Consider the following 18626-nt stretch of genomic DNA (forward strand, 5'->3'; position numbering starts at 1 on the left):
CTTTACTTGATTTCAGCAGTTGCCTCTTTCAACCATTGACGTTCCTCTTCAGAAAGCATCGGTCCCACAATCTCATATACCTTCTGATGATATTCGTTCAGCCATACAAGTTCTGCCTTTGTAAGCATTTCCGGTAAAATTGCTTCTCTTTCATAAGGAACCCATGTCATGTTTTCAAATTCCATGAACTGTCCATATCCATTCTTTTCTGCTTTCTTACAAAGAAGAAGATTTTCTGTACGAATGCCATATTTTCCTTCTAAATACAGTCCCGGTTCATCTGATGTAAGCATACCTTCTTCCAGAGGTGTTGTATTTCCGCGTCTTCCATTAGCACGCATTCTCCAGTTAATATTCTGAGGGCCTTCATGAACATTCAACAAATATCCCACACCATGTCCTGTTCCATGGTTAAAATCCATTGCTCTTTCCCAGAGAGGTCCTCTCGCCAATACGTCTAAATTAGCTCCGCTGCATCCATACTGGAATTTTGCCATAGCAAGGCGAATATGTCCCTGAAGCACCAGCGTAAAGTTTTCTTTCTGTTCCTGTGTCAGCTCTCCTGCCGCAATGGTTCTTGTGATATCTGTTGTTCCCTGCCAATACTGAGCGCCGGAATCAATCAGGAAAAATCCCTTTGGCTCTACCTTTGCATACTCTGTTTCGGTAGGTGCATAATGGCACATTGCCGCATTTGCTTCATAAGCACAGATTGTCTCAAAACTTAAATCCAGACAATCCGGATCTTCTTTTCTAAATTCCAAACTCTTTTCTGCTGCACTGTACTCAGTAATTTCCCCGCTATTTACATGATTTTTAAACCAGTAGATAAATCTGCACATTGCCTTTGCATCTTTGATATGGGCAATTCGAATGTTTTCCATCTCTGTTTCATTTTTACAGCCCTTCATAATTGCTGCAGGATTGCTCTGGAAAATGACTTCTACATTTCCCGGAAGATTTTTATATAAAGTATAGTTGGTGCAGGCATCTTCCAGCATAATTTTGCTGTCATCTGCCAATTCTTTTACGTCCTCATAAATTGCAAAGTAATCATGAAGCACCACACCTGCTTTTTCTAATTCTGCTCTTACCTGTTCAGATACCGCTTCTTCCTGTACATAAAAGTGAACCTGCTCCATAGTTACCATTACATAAGACATCACTACTGGATTATAAATAATATCATTTCCACGAATATTCAAAAGCCACACAATATCATCCATACTGCTGATAATATGCACATTTGCCCCAGCCTCTTTCATGGCATCTCTTACATCCTGAATTTTATCTTCTCTGGATTTTCCCGCATATTTTACATCTAAAGTATATACAGGCTCTTTTGACATTTCCGGTCTGTCTGTCCAGATTTCTCCTGCCAAATCATCCTGATATTCAAATCTGCCTTCTTTTTCCTGTACCAGAGTTTCAAAATCTTTGCCTTCTGCCACATGAATCGTTCTTCCGTCACATCCCAGACAGCCATTCATTGGTAAATTCTCTTTAATAAATTCTTCTACTGTAGGAACTCCTTCCTCTCCCATTTTCATGAGAGTTACTCCTGTACCCTCCAGCTGTTTTGCCGCCTGAATAAAATACCTTCCATCTGTCCACAGGTAAGCATTCTCTCTTGTTACAAGGAGTGTTCCTGCGGAACCGGAAAATCCTGATAACCATGCTCTTACCTTAAAATAAGTTCCTACATACTCTGACTGGTGAAAATCTGCTGTAGGCACCAAATACATATCCATGTTTGCTGCCTGCATTTTTTCCTGCAATTTTGCAATTCGTTCCTGATTAACGTTCATGTTAAGCGCTTCCTTTCTTTATTTGATTCCCTTCATGGTCAGGGAAATTCTCTTTTTCTTCATATCAACACCCAATACCATAACGTCTACTACATCACCTACGCTTACCGCTTCCAACGGATGTTTAATGTAGCGTTCTGTCATCTGGGAAATATGTACAAGCCCATCCTGATGTACACCGATATCCACAAAAGCTCCAAAATCAATTACATTTCGAACGGTTCCTTTTAATACCATTCCTTCTTTTAAATCCTTCATATCCAAGACATCTGTACGAAGAATCGGCTTCGGCATTTCCTCACGTGGGTCACGTCCCGGTTTTGTCAGCTCCTTGACAATATCTCTTAATGTCATTTCACCAACGCCCAGCTTTTCTGCCTGTTGTGCATAGTCTTTTACAAAATATACCTGCTGTCCATTAAAAATATCTTCCGGTTTCATTCCCATACTTTCCAGAAATTTCTCTGCTGCGGGATAACTTTCCGGATGGACACTGGTGGCATCCAGAGGATTTTTGCCTCCGCGGATACGTAGAAAACCTGCACACTGTTCAAAAGCTTTTGGTCCTAATTTTGCAACTTTTAAAAGTTCTTTTCTGTCTTTAAACTCACCGTTTTCTTCTCTATATACAACGATATTTTTAGCAATGGCTTTGCTGATACCAGAGACATATTCCAACAGAGAAACAGATGCTGTATTTAAGTCTACACCGACTTTATTTACACAGTCTTCCACTACTCCAGAAAGGGCTTCGCCCAGTTTTTTCTGGTTCATATCATGCTGATACTGCCCAACTCCGATAGATTTCGGATCGATTTTAACCAACTCTGCCAATGGGTCCTGAAGTCTTCTGGCAATCGATGCCGCACTTCTCTGTCCCACGTCAAAATTCGGGAATTCTTCTGTTGCCAGCTTACTTGCAGAGTATACAGAAGCTCCTGCTTCATTTGTAATTACATACTGAACCTTCTGTGGAATTTCTTTTAAAAGCTCAACAATTACCTGCTCAGACTCTCTGCTGGCAGTTCCGTTTCCTACTGAAAACAGAGTAATGTTATACTTTTCAATCATTTCTTTTAAGGTTTCTTTTGCCGCTGCAATTTTTGCCGGTGTGGTAGGCGCAGTCGGGTAAATAACTGTGGTATCCAGCACCTTACCTGTGACATCTACTACCGCCAACTTACAGCCTGTACGGAAAGCAGGGTCCCAGCCCAATACGACCTGCCCTACGATTGGAGGCTGCATTAAAAGCTGTTCCAGATTTTTCTTAAAGACTTTAATTGCTCCGTCTTCTGCCTTTTCTGTTAAATCATTTCTGATTTCTCTTTCAATCGCCGGCGCAATCAGACGTCTGTAACTGTCTTCCACTGCTGCTTTTAAAACAGGTGTAGTATTTTCATTTTCTTTTGTAATTACCTGTTTTTCCAGATAACGGAGAATGTCTTCTTCCGGTGCAGAAATTTTCACCGTAAGGATTTTTTCCTTTTCTCCTCGGTTAATGGCTAAAACTCTGTGACCTGCCACCTTGGATACCGGCTCTTCATGGTCATAGTACATCTCGTAAACCGTTGTTTCCTCCGGTTTCTTGGCAACGGAAACAAGCATTCCCTTTTTCATTGTCATTTCACGAATACGAATACGGTAATCTGCTTCATCAGAAATACTTTCTGCCACAATATCCATAGCACCTGCAATGGCTTCTTTTACATTTTTTACTTCTTTTTCTTCAGAAACAAAAGCTTCCGCTTCTTTCTCAATGCTGTTCTCTGTCATCTGAAGAAGCACAATATTTGCCAGACCTTCCAGACCTTTTTCCTTGGCAATGGTGGCTCTTGTTCTTCTCTTTGGTCTGTATGGACGGTATAAATCTTCTACCACAACCAATGTCTGAGCTTCTAAAATCTGCTTCTTTAATTCTTCTGTTAATTTGCCCTGTTCTTCAATACTGGAAAGAACCTGTTTTTTCTTATCTTCCAGATTGCGAAGATAAGTAAGGCGTTCAAATAAAGTACGAAGCTGTTCATCATTTAAAGCTCCTGTTGCTTCTTTACGGTAACGGGAAATAAAAGGGATGGTATTCCCCTCATCTATTAAGGAAACAGCAGCTTCTACCTGCCATTTTTCTACATTTAATTCCTGAGTTATAATCTGTATAATATCCATATAACTGTCCTTTCTCTTTTCACTATTATCACCTTACAACCTTATCAATCTGTAAGGAATTTGTCAAGAAATTCATGCTTTGTCCCTTACCAAACTCTTTTTTATGTCTTTTTATTGCCTGACAAAATAATACATGATAAAATAACCCTATGATTATTCAAAAGAAACGAGGTCTAGCCCATGGAAAATCCTTACAATAACGAACAGCCTTATCAGCCTGTTCCTCCACAAGAACCAATTCCGCCCACCCCTTCCCTCTATCAGGGAAACAACGGCTTTGCCACAGCATCTTTGGTAATGGGAATTCTTTCCCTTGTATTTCTTTGCTGTGCTCCGTTTTTACTTTTTATCCTGTCAAGCTTGGGAATTCTTTTTTCCTGCCTGTCAAAGGGTGAGCGTGCCCGCTCCGGCGCTGCAAAAGCAGGTCTTGCGCTCTCTGCCAGCACATTGGCGATTGCCGGTGCCTTTTTGATTTTTTTCTGCTCTGTATTTCTGTTCTCACCGGAAGGAAGCTCTTTTTTAAGAGATTATATTCATATTCTTACAGACGATAATGTAAGTGATGAGGAATTATACAATTTCTTAGATGAATACTTAAATGGTTTTGAAGGAGATGCAGGCACAGACAGCTGGGACTATGAAAATTCTCCTGATTATTATGAGGACTTTGATGAATTTCAGCTTCCTCCTGAGTTCTTCCAGCAGCCTGAAACAGACAATGGCGGTAACTTTATATAAGCTATGTAAAATGTATTTTCACGGGGAATTTACCTGTTTATATCAGGTCAATTCCCCATATTATTTTTACACCATTCTTCAAAATCCATTGTATAAGAATAATAAAAACAGCCCCATATAAATACTTTTCTGTATAGGGTATACTGATACGAAGCCTGCCTTTTGACAAATACTCAACGGTGTGCGAAAGCATGTACCATCCATATAAAACAGCTCCATAAAGCACTACAGGATGATAGAAGAAAGAGCCTATGACATCACCTCTTAGCAGAGCTTTTACTGCTCTTGTTCCGCCGCATCCGGGGCAATAATATCCTGTCCATTTGTGAAAAACACAGGGCGGCAGCGCAAAATCAGCAGGAAAAATCCGTTTTACTGCCAGCAGAATAATGCCTACCAAAAGTAAAAGCCACCCTGCTGCATATATATTTTTTTCTAGTTTAACGTCTCTGTTTTTCTTCATAATTTTATTGTATTCTCCACCTACTATGTTATAATGAAAATATATTTGATAGAATATATTTTACCACATATTTTATCTAAGACAGGAGGTTATTTTCATGAAACATACATCATCACAATTAAAAGCCATTTCCAGAAAAGCGCTGGACGGCAACTGGGGACTTCCTATGGGAGCCAACATAATTTTAGGTGTTATTAGCTTTATAGTAATATTTTTCATCACCTTTTTCACAAACACTACCACAGTTACAGGTACAATAACCAGCGAATTTCTCACCTATGCGGTTTCCTTATTTATCTCCCTGTTTGGTGCGGGAATTACAAAAATGACTTTAAATATCAGCAGAAAACAAGCTTATTCCATGAAAGATATGTTGTATGTTTTTCATCATAATGCAGACCGTTTCTTAATTGTGGGATTAATCATTGCAGGAATTGGCTTTGTCACAGGTTTACCTGTTATGTTTATGTCCATGAACAGTGACATTCCTGTTTCCTTTATTTTGTTTTTCTCTGTGTTTGACCTTATTATCAGTGTAATTATTGACTTGTTTTTAGGTCTCAGTACTTACCTTTTATTAGACCATCCGGAGATGGGTGCTATGGACTCCATGAAAGAAAGTATTCGCCTGATGAAAGGAAATAAAGGCCGCTCCCTTTATATTACTCTCAGCTTTCTTCCTCTGGCATTCCTTTCCGTGCTCACCTGCTACATTGGAATGATATGGCTTATTCCATATATGGATATGACTATGGCAAACTTTTATCGTGATATTATCGGCGAATTAAATACACCGGATAATACACCGACAAGTGAAATTCCAACAATGACCATAGAAGAAAATCCGAATGAAAATAATTCCGGTTTTTAAGAATGACCTATAAAGAAAAGGGCTGATATAGAAAACGCAAATAAAAAGCGTTTGTCTGTATCAGCCCTTTTCTATTTCTTATTCTTCAAATAAAATCTTCAAAAGCTCATGCCCTTTTACCGGTTCGAAATGAGCTCCTGTCTCTTCACTGTAACAATTTCCTGTTTCCTCTGTTTTCCTGCTGTCGTACAACAGATATGGAACAGGATTTGCCGTGTGTGTCTTCACTTTTATAGGAGTTGGATGGTCCGGCAAAATCAAAAGACGATAATCCTCTCCCGACTTCTCCAAGCCTTCTTTTACAAGCTTAATTACCCTTTCATCCAGATATTCAATCGCCTGTATTTTCTTCTCCACACTTCCCTGATGTCCCATTTCATCCGGTGCTTCTACATGAATATAAGCAAAATCATATCCCTCTTTTAAAAGTGCATCAAGGGCAGCCTGAGCCTTTCCCTCATAATTTGTATGAAGTCCTCCGTTTGCCCCTTCCACAGAAATATTTTTCATGCCTGTACCCACAGCAATACCTTTTAACAAATCTACTGCTGATATCATAACACCTTTTTTGTGGAATTTCCCTTCAAAAGAAGACAGTGACGGTTTAGTTCCGGCTCCCCAGAACCAAAGACTGTTCGCCGGATTTAATCCCTTTTCTCTCCTCTTTTGATTGATAGGATGATTCTCTAATATTTTATAACTCTCCTTTTGCATAGCAAGCAAAAGCTCCTCATCAGGCAGATAATTCTTAATTTCCCGTTCTCTGATATCATGAGGAGGTGTCAGTGGTACAACATTTCCATGTTTCCAAATCAGACAATGACGATAACTGGTTCCGGCATAAAACTGAAACTCCTGATTTTCCAGTCCTTCTTTTACTGCCTCCAGCAAAGCAGAAGCTTCCTCTGTACTGATTTCATCTGCACTGTGGTCTAAAAGATGCCTTTCCTCATAATTTTCCTCTTTTTCCGAAAGAGTCACAAGGTTGGCACGAATTGCCACATCTCCTTCCTCCATACTGACTCCGATATTCAGTGCTTCCAAAGGAGAACGGCCTGAATAATAAATCTCCGGATTATATCCCATAATGGATAAATTGGCAGTGTCACTTCCCGGACTCATTCCCTCCGGTACAGTCCTTGCCATTCCGATATCACCTGTCTTTGCCAGTAAATCCATGGCAGGTGTTTTGGCATAAGCCAAAGGTGTCTTTCCCCCAAGCGCCTCTAAGGGTTCATCTGCCATTCCGTCGCCTAACACCACAACATATTTCATACCCTCACTCCTTCTTATTCTCTGCCTAAAATCTTCAAATAATGTACTCCGTTAATATGCTCAATATTGTCCATCATTGCAGCAGCGTCTCCCTCTACTGCGGAAATTGCCACACTCAGCGTAAGACTGGCAATTCCGTTCATGGGAATACTCTGATGTATAGTCAGAATATTTCCGTGAAATTGTGCGATTGCCCGAAGCACCGCTGACAAAAGTCCCGGTTCATCATCCATCTGAATAATAAACGTAATATTATGTCCTTTCGTCTTTTCCTTAAATGGGAAAATATCATCCTTATATTTATAAAAGGAGCTTCTGCTAATTCCCACTGCCTCCACTGCTTCCTGAACAGTATCATATTGCTGAATGTCTAAAAGCCTTTTTGCCTCTACAACCTTCAGTAGTACATCCGGTACGGCTTTTTCTGTTACCACAAAATATCTTCTGTTATCTTTCATCTTTTTCCCTTGTTCTTTCCCAAAATACATTTGTACGTCTTCAAAAGATATTATCACACTTTCAGACAGCAAGCAACTATTTTTCTGTTTTCCCCAAGGCAACCCATTTTAAGTAAGCATTGATAAAGTTATCAATATTTCCGTTCATCACCGCATCTACATTTCCTGTTTCTTCGTTTGTACGATGGTCTTTCACCATGGTATACGGCTGCATAACATAAGAACGAATTTGATTTCCCCATCCGATTTCTGTCAGCTCACCCTGAATACCGGAAAGCTTTTTCTCATTTTCCTGCTGTTTTAAAAGATACAGCTTTGCCTTCAACATCTGCATTGCTTTATCTTTATTCTGGAACTGAGAACGTTCATTCTGACACTGTACCACAATTCCTGTTGGAAGATGCGTGATACGAATAGCAGAAGAAGTTTTATTGATATGCTGACCACCTGCACCACTGGAACGGTAGGTATCAATTCGCAAATCATCGGGATTGATTTCCACATCCACGTCTTCTTCAATATCCGGCATAACATCACAGGAAACAAAAGAAGTCTGACGCTTTCCTGCTGCATTAAAAGGTGAAATTCGAACAAGACGATGTACACCCTTTTCGGACTTCAAGTAACCGTAGGCATTCTCCCCGTTTACCTGAAACGTAACAGATTTAATTCCTGCTTCATCTCCGTCCAAATAATCCAGCACTTCTGTGCTAAATCCCTGTCTGTCTGCCCAGCGCAGATACATACGATATAACATACTTGCCCAGTCGCAAGACTCTGTTCCGCCGGCTCCTGCGTGAAGGGTAACAATGGCATTATCCTTATCGTATTCCCCTGACAATAATGTCTTAATACGAATATGCTCAAAATCCTGTATAAATTCGTCTAACATTTCCTGAATATCAGGGACAATGGAAGGGTCGTTTTCTTCATATCCCATTTCAATCATCAGCTCAATTTCTTCCTTCTGGTTTTGCAGCTTATGATAAATTTCCATATCTCCCTTTAAGGCGCTGAGTTCCTTCATCATCTTCTGGGAACGCTCTGCGTTATCCCAAAATCCCGGAGCTTCCATTTCTCTTTCCAGCTCTTCTACTCTTTTTTCCTTATTCTCTAAATCAAGAGAGTCTCTGACCTCTTTTAAAGGCTCTGTATAACCATTTAATGTATATTTAAACTGATCTAATTCTACCAAAGCTTTTTCCTCCTATTCCTCATCAATTTCTACCGTAACCATATAGATACTCACCTGTGGTTCTACCTTTGCCACAGTTCCCGTCAATGCTTTTAAAGGCTTTTTCAGATTACTGGACATAGCCACCGCAGGTTTAATTGTATAATAATACATCATCCCGGACATGGTAAGGGCCTGATCTTCTTTTAATTCTACTCTATCTCCTTCTTTTACAAGCCCTTCTCTTTCCATGGTGAAATCTACCATCTGTCCCATAGCATTTTACCTCCTTTAATTGCATAGACCGCATTTTTCTATGCAAAAACACAAAGACTGCCGTGGAACTATTTTCCCACAGCAGTCTGTATCGCTGACTTATCAGATTGATTTTCTGCCGCAGCACTGTTTATATTTCTTACCGCTGCCGCATGGACAAGGATCATTTGGGTAGACCTTCTTTTCTACTCTCTGCACCGGTTTTTTCGGACCGGAGTCGTCCTTATTTGTTCCCGTTACCTGAGCAACCTGCTCACGCTCTACTTTTTGCTCAAGTCGTACATGATACAGCAGTCTTACCGTTGTTTCCTGAATTGCCGCAATCATACCGTCAAACATTTCATAAGCCTGCATCTTATATTCTACCTTCGGATCTCTCTGTCCATAAGCCTGAAGTCCAATTCCCTGACGCAGCTGATCCATATCGTCAATATGGTCCATCCATTTCTGGTCGATAACTTTCAGAAGGATAACACGCTCCAGTTCACGCAGCTGCTCTGCCTCCGGAAATTCTGCTTCTTTTTCTTCGTAAAGCTTTACAGCTTCTTCTTTCAGTTCCTGTTTCAGCTGATTTTTCTTTACGCCTTTTACTTTCTCTAAAGTTAAAGGCTTCAGAGGAATAGTCGGAAGAAGCACTGAATTAAATTCGTTTAAATCCCATTCTTCCTGATCCACATCATCAGAAAAGCACATATCTACTGCATGCTCCACTGTATCGGTAATCATTTTATAAATAGAGTCTCGCATATTCGCTCCATCCAGCACCATACGTCTCTCTTTATAAATAATTTCTCTCTGTTCATTATTTACCTGGTCATATTCCAGAAGATTTTTACGGATACCGTAGTTGTTTCCTTCAATCTTTCTCTGTGCTTTTTCAATAGCGCTTGTCAGCATTTTATGCTCAATCTGCTCATTTTCCGCAACACCTAAAGATTTGAACATCGTCATAAGCTTTTCGGAGCCAAACAGACGCATTAAATCGTCCTCCAGAGAAATATAGAAGCATGACTCACCCGGGTCACCCTGACGTCCGGAACGACCTCTTAACTGATTGTCAATACGGCGGGACTCATGACGTTCTGTACCGATAATTTTCAGACCGCCTGCTTCCTTGGAAACATCATCCAGCTTAATATCCGTACCACGACCTGCCATATTTGTAGCAATGGTTACATTTCCTGCTTCACCGGCATGCGCTACGATTTCCGCTTCTTTTTCATGGAATTTCGCATTCAATACCTGATGTTTAATTCCTTCTCTTGTAAGCATACGGCTTAAAAGCTCAGATGTTTCAATAGTAATTGTACCTACCAGTACAGGCTGTTGTTTTGCATGCGCTTCTTTTACAGCCTCTACAACTGCACGGAACTTTTCCTTCTTTGTCATATATACCACGTCTTCTTTATCAATACGTGCTACCGGTCTGTTGGTAGGAATTTCAATAACGTCCATGCCGTAAATATCTCTGAATTCCTGTTCTTCTGTAAGGGCAGTACCTGTCATACCGGATTTCTTCTTATATTTATTAAAGAAGTTCTGGAAAGTAATGGTTGCAAGAGTTTTACTTTCACGTCTTACTTTTACATGCTCTTTTGCTTCGATTGCCTGATGAAGACCATCGGAATAACGGCGTCCCGGCATAATACGTCCGGTAAATTCATCTACGATTAAAACCTCATCATCTTTTACCACATAATCCTGATCTCTGAACATCAGATTGTGAGCACGCAGAGCAAGAATAATATTATGCTGGATTTCCAGATTTTCCGGATCCGCTAAGTTTTCGATGTTGAAGAATTTTTCTACCTTTTTTACACCCTGCTCTGTAAGGTTTACGATTTTATCTTTTTCATTGACAATGAAATCACCTGTTTCTGTAATTTCCTCGCCCATAATTGCTGTCATTCTTGTAACTTCACCGCTGGCTTCACCACGCTCTAACTGTTTTGCCAAAATATCGCATACTTCATAGAGCTTTGTAGATTTTCCGCTCTGTCCTGAAATAATCAGAGGGGTACGTGCCTCGTCAATCAATACAGAGTCGACCTCATCGATGATTGCATAGTGCAAATCTCTCTGAACAAGCTGTTCTTTATAAATAACCATGTTATCACGAAGGTAATCAAATCCCAGCTCGTTGTTTGTTACGTAAGTAATATCGCAGGCATACTGTTCACGTCTTTCATCATTTTTCATGTCATTTAATACAACACCCACGGTAAGACCTAAGAACTCATGTACCTTTCCCATCCACTCAGCATCACGGTGAGCCAGATAGTCATTGACGGTTACAACATGTACGCCTTTTCCTTCCAATGCGTTTAAATATGCAGGAAGTGTGGATACCAAGGTTTTACCTTCACCGGTTCTCATTTCCGCAATACGTCCCTGATGCAGAATGATACCACCGATTAACTGTACACGGTAATGCTCCATACCAAGTACACGCTTTGCAGCTTCTCGTACTGTGGCAAACGCTTCCGGAAGAAGGTCGTCTAAAGTTGCTCCCTCCTGAAGTCTGTCTTTATACTCTTTCGTCTTTCCCCGCAGTTCTTCATCACTTAACGCCTGCATAGTAGGACGCAACGCTTCGATTTTGTCTACAAGGGAAGTAATACGTTTTAATTCTCTTTCACTATGTGTTCCAAAAACCTTTTCAATCAGCTTCATTATGATATACTCCTAAAACTCTCTACTTTTAACATTACTAATCTTTATTGTAACACTTTCCTTCTTTTAACACAAGAACAAAGCGTTTCAGAAGCGAAAAAATCCTTTAAAACAGAAGAACTGCTACTTTACGATTTTCATCATCGAAGTAACAGCTCCTCTCAATTAAGATTTAATCTCTTTTAAATTTTTGTACTTTATTCCATCTTTCCGGATGCGTCTACATAATAGCCGCCAATCCACTGACTGGTTGCCATGCTTCCGTCTGTATTCATGTAATACCAATCATTACCTACAAGTACCCAACCGGTGCACATTGCTCCCCACTGGTCCATATAGTACCAATGACCGTTTACAAATACCCAGCCGGTTGCCATTGCTCCGCTTTCGTTCATATAGTACCACTGACCGTTTACGGATACCCAGCCGGTGCACATTGCTCCCCACTGGTCCATATAATACCACTGACCGTTTACAGATACCCAACCGGTTGCCATCGCTCCGCTTTCGTTCATATAGTACCACTGACCGTTTACGGATACCCAGCCGGTCTGCATTGCTCCCCACTGGTCCATATAATACCACTGACCGTTTACAGATACCCAGCCGGTTGCCATCGCTCCGCTTTCGTTCATGTAATACCACTGGCCATTTACAGATACCCAGCCGGTGCACATTGCTCCCCACTGGTCCATATAATACCACTGATTATTTACAGATACCCAACCGGTCTGCATAATTCCTTCTTCATTAAAGTAATACCATCTTTCGGAAACGACTTTCCAACCGGTTGCTTTCTGACCGTTTTCATAGTAGAACCAACCATTTTCAGTCTCAACCCAGCCTTCTTTTTCTTCTGTCTCTTCACCTACGTTAATTGTCATAGTTGCCAGAACTGTTTCATCCTGTGACATGAATTTTGCAGTATAAGTTCCTGCTTTTTCCGGATTAAACGGATCTTCATAAACGTTTCCGTCTGCATCTGTGATTACAACCTGCATACCTTCCGGTACTTTTGTCATAGCGTCAATGTCATAATCCTCAGCAAGCCATTTCTGGTCTTTTAATGCAGAAGCTGCTGTGCCTCTTACTGTTTTTGCTTCTTTATAACATTTGTCCATGTAATCCTGAATTCTCACTGCATCGCTGCCCTGAGCAAGCTGGATTTCTGTTGGAATATCTTTATAATCAGCAGTAAGTAAAGGAGACTGTCCTGTATATTTTACTCCACTTTCTACTTCTTCCTTTGTGAAAGCTTCTAATTCCAGAATAACAGCTTCACCTTTGCCCTTATTCACAGTTGTATATCTCAAATACTGTGCTTTCACCGCTTTATCCAGAACGTTTTCTGCATTTGGCTTCTCATTGTCAGATACTGTTACCAGTTCTTTGAAATCTTTTCCGTTTTCGGAATACTCCCATTTATATTCGGAAGCAAATTCTTTTTCTTTATAAGTAACAGCTACTTTGGAGATATCTTCAACTTTTCCGAGATTAATCGTTGCAGTTCCTTTGTTATCCAAATAATATCCACCGGACAACTGTGCCTTGTTACCGTCTACCATAACCTTCGGATCTTCATGGCGTCCTGCCATCTCATCTGCAGTAATATCTTTTCCTGTTGAAACATTGTTATATTTGTATAAAGCCTTTGGAGGATTTTTCTTTAAGTTTTCCTCTACTTTATTTACAAATTTACCTTCCGGTGTTTCTTTGCTGAAATCTAATTTGTTTCCGCTTAAATCAACTGCATATACCTTTTCGTATTTACCGTCTTTAGAAACATCCAATTTCTCCAGACCTAAGGAATTCATGTACACAAGAACTAATTTCTCACATCCGCTGATATCAGCTTCTTTCAGGTTCGCAAATCCGCCTGCGCTTAAATCAATAGTTTCAAGCTCTGCACAACCTGACATATTTAATTTTTCCAAAGTTTTTGGTAAGTTCTTACCATTTACTTCTTTTACTTTTGTTCCTGTTAAAACAAGTCCTTTTAAGTTTTCCAGTTTTTCCAGACCTGTAAGGTCTTTTACCTCAAGATTTGTTAAATCAAGCTCGCCGTCATATTTTACAGCTTCTTCTAAAGAAGCAGCTCCTGTCTGTTCTTTAACTGCATTTAAAAGAGCTTCATCAGGAATAACTGTGCTGTCTAACGGTTCAATTTCAACCAACTCTCTGGCTGCTTTATCCAGTTTTACTCTCTCTGTCTGGATTGTCATTTTATCTGTCTGTGCATCGTCTTTTGCAAAAGCGCTTACACTTTCAAGTACCGGTTTAAATGTTTCCCAGCTTTCTTTTGAGTAATGGTCTTTATTTGCTTCATATTCTGCACAAACCTCTAAGATACGTAATTTATCGGCATCTCTTAAAAGTCCGCATTCTGCATCTTTTAATACTTCTCTTGCCGCATCTGCCTGGGCTTTTGTAACATCTTTTCCAATTAAAGCCGCTGCATTGCTGCGTGCTGTTTCAAATGCACCCCATGTAGAAGCAATAAAATCATTTTCATCAAAGTTGCGTTCATACATATTTACCATTTCTACAAGGTCTGACTGGTAAGCCGACAATTCTGAAACTTTTCCGTATTCCAGCGCCAAACGCTCTGTATCCGGTTTCTTTGGTGCATGAATAGTATAGAATACTTTTCCGCCTGCTTCTGTAAGAGGAACTTCTTCTAAAACAACTGTCTGATCTTCTCCTGCCGGTGCAGATGTCAAAATCGGTTTTTCTGCATTCTCATCTGCATACACTTTTACCACTGCATCTTTTGGAAGTCCTGTAATTTCCAATGCACCATAAGGATTTGTCAGATTTACACCACCTGTTCTTGCAAAAACTTTTGCCTCGCCCTGCGGAATTTTCTCACCGTCTTCCGGTGGATATGCAACACTTGTTCTCTGACTGTTTACAATTTCGCCTGTTGATGCGTCCTGTACTGAATACCACAGACGGCCGCCATTTGGATTTAACTTCACATTATCGAAAGCAGCAACACCCATTGCATACTGTTTATACACATTGTCAGGCTGTTCTGCACGAACCTGTGCAATCGGTTCTTTTGCATCCATACTGTCGTATAAGGAAACAACACCCGTTTTCTCATCTACGCTTCCGTTTGGATAAGTTCCTTCAGAATACAGCATGCTTACATTGTCAATAATCACTTTATCCTGCTCACCTTTATTGTTATAAACAGTTACGTTTCTTTCCAGCGGTGACGGAGAAACTGCAACGCTTCCTTCTCCTGCATTTTCGTATAATTGTAATTCATAAATACGAATTGCAGACCAAGGTGTGTTATCGGATTTTGTTACATGAAGCTTAATATAACGTGCTTTGATAGGCTCATTTAAGTTTCTGTCTGTTATATTCTGCTTATTTCCTTTTACTGTATCCGCTTCTTTATATTCTAAGTTTTTCACTCTTTCTGCTGCTTTTTCATCTGTCGGGTCTAAAACTTCCGCTCCGTCATCCCCTGCATAAAGGAGTTCAAAATCAACAGTATTATAGCTGACACCCTCTCCTGCACCTCGGCAGTTTGCATGGTATACAACCCAGCGGCTGATGTCCACTTCTTTTCCTAAGTCAAGGTAAGCGCTTCCGTTTGTGCTTAATCCACACCATTTACTGGAAGGAATAACGCCATCATTAATCTTATCTACCGGTCCGTCTGCCGCACAGGAAACATCTGTAACAGCCGGTGCACGAAGTGCAAGGTTTGTTCCCAAATCTGCTTCCGGTCCATAGCCGTTTGGAACTTCCTCAGGCCACTGAATTTTAATCTGTTTGGATTTACCTTCTACACCGTTTTCACTGATAGAAGTAATTTCAAAGGTAGCTTCTTTTTCTCCTTCCAGCTTTCTGTATTTTGGAATATAAAATGCGTCAGAAGGTGTAGCCCCTACAAACTCTTTTTTTCCGTCAGGTCCGACTCTATGGATAATATCAATAAAAGAGTTTTCTCCTTTTTCCCAGTAAATTCTGGCTTCTGCTGTTGTATCTGTCGGATAAATCACATCGTCTAAAGCAATTTCACCCGGTGCTTCCGGTTTTGATTTATCTGTAACAACACCTAATTTACCAATGCTGATATCATAGTCCTTGACGCCTTTTGCAGACTCCAGCTTCAGAGAAATTGCAATAGCTTTTTCTCCCGCTTTATTTGCCAGCGGAATAGATGCTTCCTGCCATTCTCCGTTTCCTTTTACCTCTACCGGATAAAATTCAAAGTTTTCTTCGTCATAAGTATCGCCAAAGCATAAGCCTACGGATAATTTCACATCTGCATTTTTCTTTGTCTTGTACACAAGTTCAAAAGCAGAATTATCCTGAATGTCAAGCTGTGTACTGTAAAGCTTAATGTGGTTTGGTTTTCCTGCTGTTAAATCTCCGCTGATTTTCATGGAAGCTCCGCCCCAGTAAGCATCTTCGTAATCAATTTTCGGCGTTACCTTAGAAGCGCCTTCTTCTGCGTCTACAATCCAACGCCATGTAGGAAGAACTTCTGTTAAGGAACGGTTGTGCCAACCGTCTTCTTTTCCTGTCACTTTTCCGTTTTCATAGAATTTATATCCATTTCCAGGGTTAAAGTGTGTGACAAAATCTGTTCCGATAATCGGTGTCTGGTCTGCTACCAGATTAGCAAAACCACAGAATTCATCTTCCGGTCTGTTGGTGGAAGATGGATCCAAATCCGGTCCTACCCAAAGTTCCTGATCCTGTACATTCATAAAGTCATCGGAATTTTTAGACTGTGTCAGTGTAGAAGTAGGAGCTAAAATACCCAAAGAAATTTTCAGTTTTCCGTCTTCATCCAGTCTTGCCTGATAATCTCCACCTTTTGCCCCGTCTTCCATCGGAATATATTCCCATGTAGAATGAATATCCCACTTATCTCTGTCAGCGCCATAAGCTACATCAATGGTGCTGTCCACATCTCCTGCACCGGACATATCCAGCCACCATTCATCGGTAATTCTGTCTTCACCGTCCTGCATCCATGACTGAATATCTCCTTGATTTAAAGTGCCTCTACCGTTATACCAACTGATACGGAAATTTTCAGGCGCTTTCTCCTGCATATAAATCAAAAATTCTTTAAATCCCGCAACCCCTGTACCGGACTCTGCATTAAAAATATATCCGTCAAATCCGTAGTACTGAGCAATCTCAATCAGCTTGTCCGCACATGGAAAATTTCCCTGTGCATCCTTTTCTGTCAGTTCACGAACAAACTGACTTCCATAGGCTTCATCTCCCCATGGAATAAAAATTGTTCCGGTTGCCATAACACCGTTTCTGTGAGCAGAGTCAATGTGCTCCGGTGAAGGAATTGCAATTGGACCTTCCGCGGAAGAACCTCCCCAGAAGTTATAAGTATCCACATACTGGAAGTTATTGAAAGCATATACGAAATCTCCGTCGCCTCCCTGTGAAGGAGCTTCACTGGCTCTTGCATTTGACATGGCAAGCGGCATAATTTTCGCATCTCTGGAAGCTAATGGATTGACATTCGGTCCCATGTAACGCTCCTGAAGCGGAATTGCGCTTCGATTATAACGTGCATCCGGGTCATTGTCCGGGCTCCAGTTCTTCAATTCTCCTACCTGAAGACATGTGCCATAAGGCTGCAAAGACTCATTTTGATAATAATATTGGTTCGGAACAGGTAAATCCTCCGGCCAATATCCAAGTCCTGCACCGGCGTAAGTTGTATCTGTGGGTATTACAACCCCTGACACCACGCAAACACCACTTAACATTGTAGCCATGGTCTTTTTCAAGATTTTTTTCTTCATTGTTGTCCCCTTTCTTTATGCTTTTAATATTGGCAACCTTTACTTAACATTTATTTTGTTACCTTTCCTATAATTATACACTTTTAATACCTTTTGGCAATATTTTTCTTTTACCGCTTATTATTTTCATTATAAATACAGAAATTTACACTCTATTTTTATATATTTTTCACAATATTTTTTTGTTTATTTTTTATCTTATGTTCATTATAATTTTTCATGATTTTTTCGCCTTCAAATGTTTCTCTTTTTTCTAGCTAACATTGTATTTTTATTACTTAACATTGTTCTTTATTGTTACCACAATAGAAAGCCTCAAAACACAAAAACCCCAATGGCATTTACTGCCATTGGGGCGTCTTCCTCACCTTATTCTATTCATCAACCAAAATCTGGTTCAATTAATCCGTAAGTATTTCCTTTTCTCTTATAAACTACATTTACTTCCTCTGTCTCTGCATTTAAGAACACGAAGAAATTATGTCCCAGCAATTCCATCTGTACACATGCATCTTCCGGATACATTGGTTTGAAACCAAATTTCTTTGTACGGATAATTTTAATTTCGTTTGTATCTTCCTCGTAATCCTTTTCAACAAATTCAGGCTGAAATCCTGCACTTTGTTTTTTATCAATAATTTTATTTTTGTACTTTCTTAACTGTCTTTCGATAATTTCCTCTACCAAATCGATGGAAACATACATATCACTGCTTACCTGCTCGGAACGGATGATATTTCCTTTTACAGGAATGGTAACCTCGATTTTCTGTCTTTCTTTTTCAACACTTAAAGTAACAATAATCTCTGTGTCAGACGTGAAGTACTTTTCCAGTTTTCCCAGCTTATCCTCTACTGCACTTCTAAGCCCCTGTGTAACCTCAATATTCTTTCCACTTATAATAAACTTCATTATGTCCAACCCCT

At 40.1% G+C, this 18626-nt stretch carries 12 protein-coding genes; 2 read left to right on the forward strand and 10 right to left on the reverse strand.

The features are described from left to right. Positions 1-2: 2 nt before the first annotated feature. Together CGC63_RS13495 and CGC63_RS13500 are read right to left on the reverse strand one after the other, a co-directional pair. Positions 3-1808 carry an aminopeptidase P family protein gene (locus CGC63_RS13495; protein ID WP_003019372.1) on the reverse strand — a complete coding sequence of 602 codons (1806 nt, stop codon included), beginning with the start codon at positions 1806-1808 and terminating at the stop codon, positions 3-5. An 18-nt stretch (positions 1809-1826) separates the two neighbouring features. Next, positions 1827-3971, reverse strand: a complete 2145-nt coding sequence (locus CGC63_RS13500; RefSeq protein WP_003019376.1) for a Tex family protein — start codon at positions 3969-3971, stop codon at positions 1827-1829. Between the two features lie 180 nt (positions 3972-4151). Here CGC63_RS13500 and CGC63_RS13505 point away from each other — a divergent pair, with 180 nt between their 5' ends. After that, a complete protein-coding gene (locus CGC63_RS13505; protein WP_003019378.1) occupies positions 4152-4709 on the forward strand; it encodes a DUF4190 domain-containing protein in 558 nt (185 codons plus the stop codon). A gap of 37 nt (positions 4710-4746) precedes the next feature. On the opposite strand, the gene CGC63_RS13510 is transcribed toward CGC63_RS13505, so the two are convergent. Next, positions 4747-5172, reverse strand: coding sequence for a DUF2752 domain-containing protein (locus tag CGC63_RS13510; RefSeq protein WP_003019380.1), 426 nt, complete (start codon positions 5170-5172; stop codon positions 4747-4749). Between the two features lie 97 nt (positions 5173-5269). Here CGC63_RS13510 and CGC63_RS13515 point away from each other — a divergent pair, with 97 nt between their 5' ends. Beyond that, positions 5270-6043: a DUF975 family protein gene (locus CGC63_RS13515; protein ID WP_003019382.1), complete on the forward strand. Its 774-nt coding sequence runs from the start codon at positions 5270-5272 to the stop codon at positions 6041-6043. 78 nt (positions 6044-6121) lie between these two features. Here CGC63_RS13515 and CGC63_RS13520 read toward each other — a convergent pair whose 3' ends face one another. The 7 genes from CGC63_RS13520 to hpf form a co-directional block, all read right to left on the reverse strand. Continuing rightward, positions 6122-7318, reverse strand: a complete 1197-nt coding sequence (locus CGC63_RS13520; RefSeq protein WP_003019385.1) for a cofactor-independent phosphoglycerate mutase — start codon at positions 7316-7318, stop codon at positions 6122-6124. Positions 7319-7332: 14 nt separating this feature from the next. Beyond that, a complete protein-coding gene (locus tag CGC63_RS13525) occupies positions 7333-7776 on the reverse strand; it encodes an ACT domain-containing protein (protein ID WP_009246600.1) in 444 nt (147 codons plus the stop codon). A gap of 76 nt (positions 7777-7852) precedes the next feature. Next, positions 7853-8971, reverse strand: a complete 1119-nt coding sequence (prfB, locus tag CGC63_RS13530; RefSeq protein WP_003019388.1) for a peptide chain release factor 2 — start codon at positions 8969-8971, stop codon at positions 7853-7855. A 12-nt stretch (positions 8972-8983) separates the two neighbouring features. After that, positions 8984-9226 carry a hypothetical protein gene (locus tag CGC63_RS13535; RefSeq protein ID WP_003019390.1) on the reverse strand — a complete coding sequence of 81 codons (243 nt, stop codon included), beginning with the start codon at positions 9224-9226 and terminating at the stop codon, positions 8984-8986. A gap of 102 nt (positions 9227-9328) precedes the next feature. Beyond that, the gene (gene secA / locus CGC63_RS13540) at positions 9329-11899 is read right to left on the reverse strand and encodes a preprotein translocase subunit SecA (RefSeq protein WP_003019391.1); all 2571 of its coding nucleotides are present in this window, start codon (positions 11897-11899) and stop codon (positions 9329-9331) included. A gap of 197 nt (positions 11900-12096) precedes the next feature. After that, entirely contained in the window at positions 12097-17700 is a 5604-nt protein-coding gene (locus CGC63_RS13545; RefSeq protein WP_003019393.1) for an endo-beta-N-acetylglucosaminidase, read from the reverse strand. A 381-nt stretch (positions 17701-18081) separates the two neighbouring features. Continuing rightward, entirely contained in the window at positions 18082-18612 is a 531-nt protein-coding gene (hpf, locus tag CGC63_RS13550; RefSeq protein WP_003019395.1) for a ribosome hibernation-promoting factor, HPF/YfiA family, read from the reverse strand. Positions 18613-18626 lie beyond the last annotated feature (14 nt).

Origin of the sequence: Blautia hansenii DSM 20583, from assembly GCF_002222595.2 — a bacterium.
Classification (GTDB): domain Bacteria; phylum Bacillota; class Clostridia; order Lachnospirales; family Lachnospiraceae; genus Blautia; species Blautia hansenii.

What these genes read in the sequence shown, in the direction of transcription:
- CGC63_RS13495 (WP_003019372.1), bottom strand. Translation starts at nt 1,808, where the DNA reads ATGAACGTTAATCAGGAACGAATTGCAAAATTGCAGGAAAAAATGCAG.
- CGC63_RS13500 (WP_003019376.1), bottom strand. Translation starts at nt 3,971, where the DNA reads ATGGATATTATACAGATTATAACTCAGGAATTAAATGTAGAAAAATGG.
- CGC63_RS13505 (WP_003019378.1), top strand. Translation starts at nt 4,152, where the DNA reads ATGGAAAATCCTTACAATAACGAACAGCCTTATCAGCCTGTTCCTCCA.
- CGC63_RS13510 (WP_003019380.1), bottom strand. Translation starts at nt 5,172, where the DNA reads ATGAAGAAAAACAGAGACGTTAAACTAGAAAAAAATATATATGCAGCA.
- CGC63_RS13515 (WP_003019382.1), top strand. Translation starts at nt 5,270, where the DNA reads ATGAAACATACATCATCACAATTAAAAGCCATTTCCAGAAAAGCGCTG.
- CGC63_RS13520 (WP_003019385.1), bottom strand. Translation starts at nt 7,318, where the DNA reads ATGAAATATGTTGTGGTGTTAGGCGACGGAATGGCAGATGAACCCTTA.
- CGC63_RS13525 (WP_009246600.1), bottom strand. Translation starts at nt 7,776, where the DNA reads ATGAAAGATAACAGAAGATATTTTGTGGTAACAGAAAAAGCCGTACCG.
- CGC63_RS13535 (WP_003019390.1), bottom strand. Translation starts at nt 9,226, where the DNA reads ATGGGACAGATGGTAGATTTCACCATGGAAAGAGAAGGGCTTGTAAAA.
- secA (WP_003019391.1), bottom strand. Translation starts at nt 11,899, where the DNA reads ATGAAGCTGATTGAAAAGGTTTTTGGAACACATAGTGAAAGAGAATTA.
- CGC63_RS13545 (WP_003019393.1), bottom strand. Translation starts at nt 17,700, where the DNA reads ATGAAGAAAAAAATCTTGAAAAAGACCATGGCTACAATGTTAAGTGGT.
- hpf (WP_003019395.1), bottom strand. Translation starts at nt 18,612, where the DNA reads ATGAAGTTTATTATAAGTGGAAAGAATATTGAGGTTACACAGGGGCTT.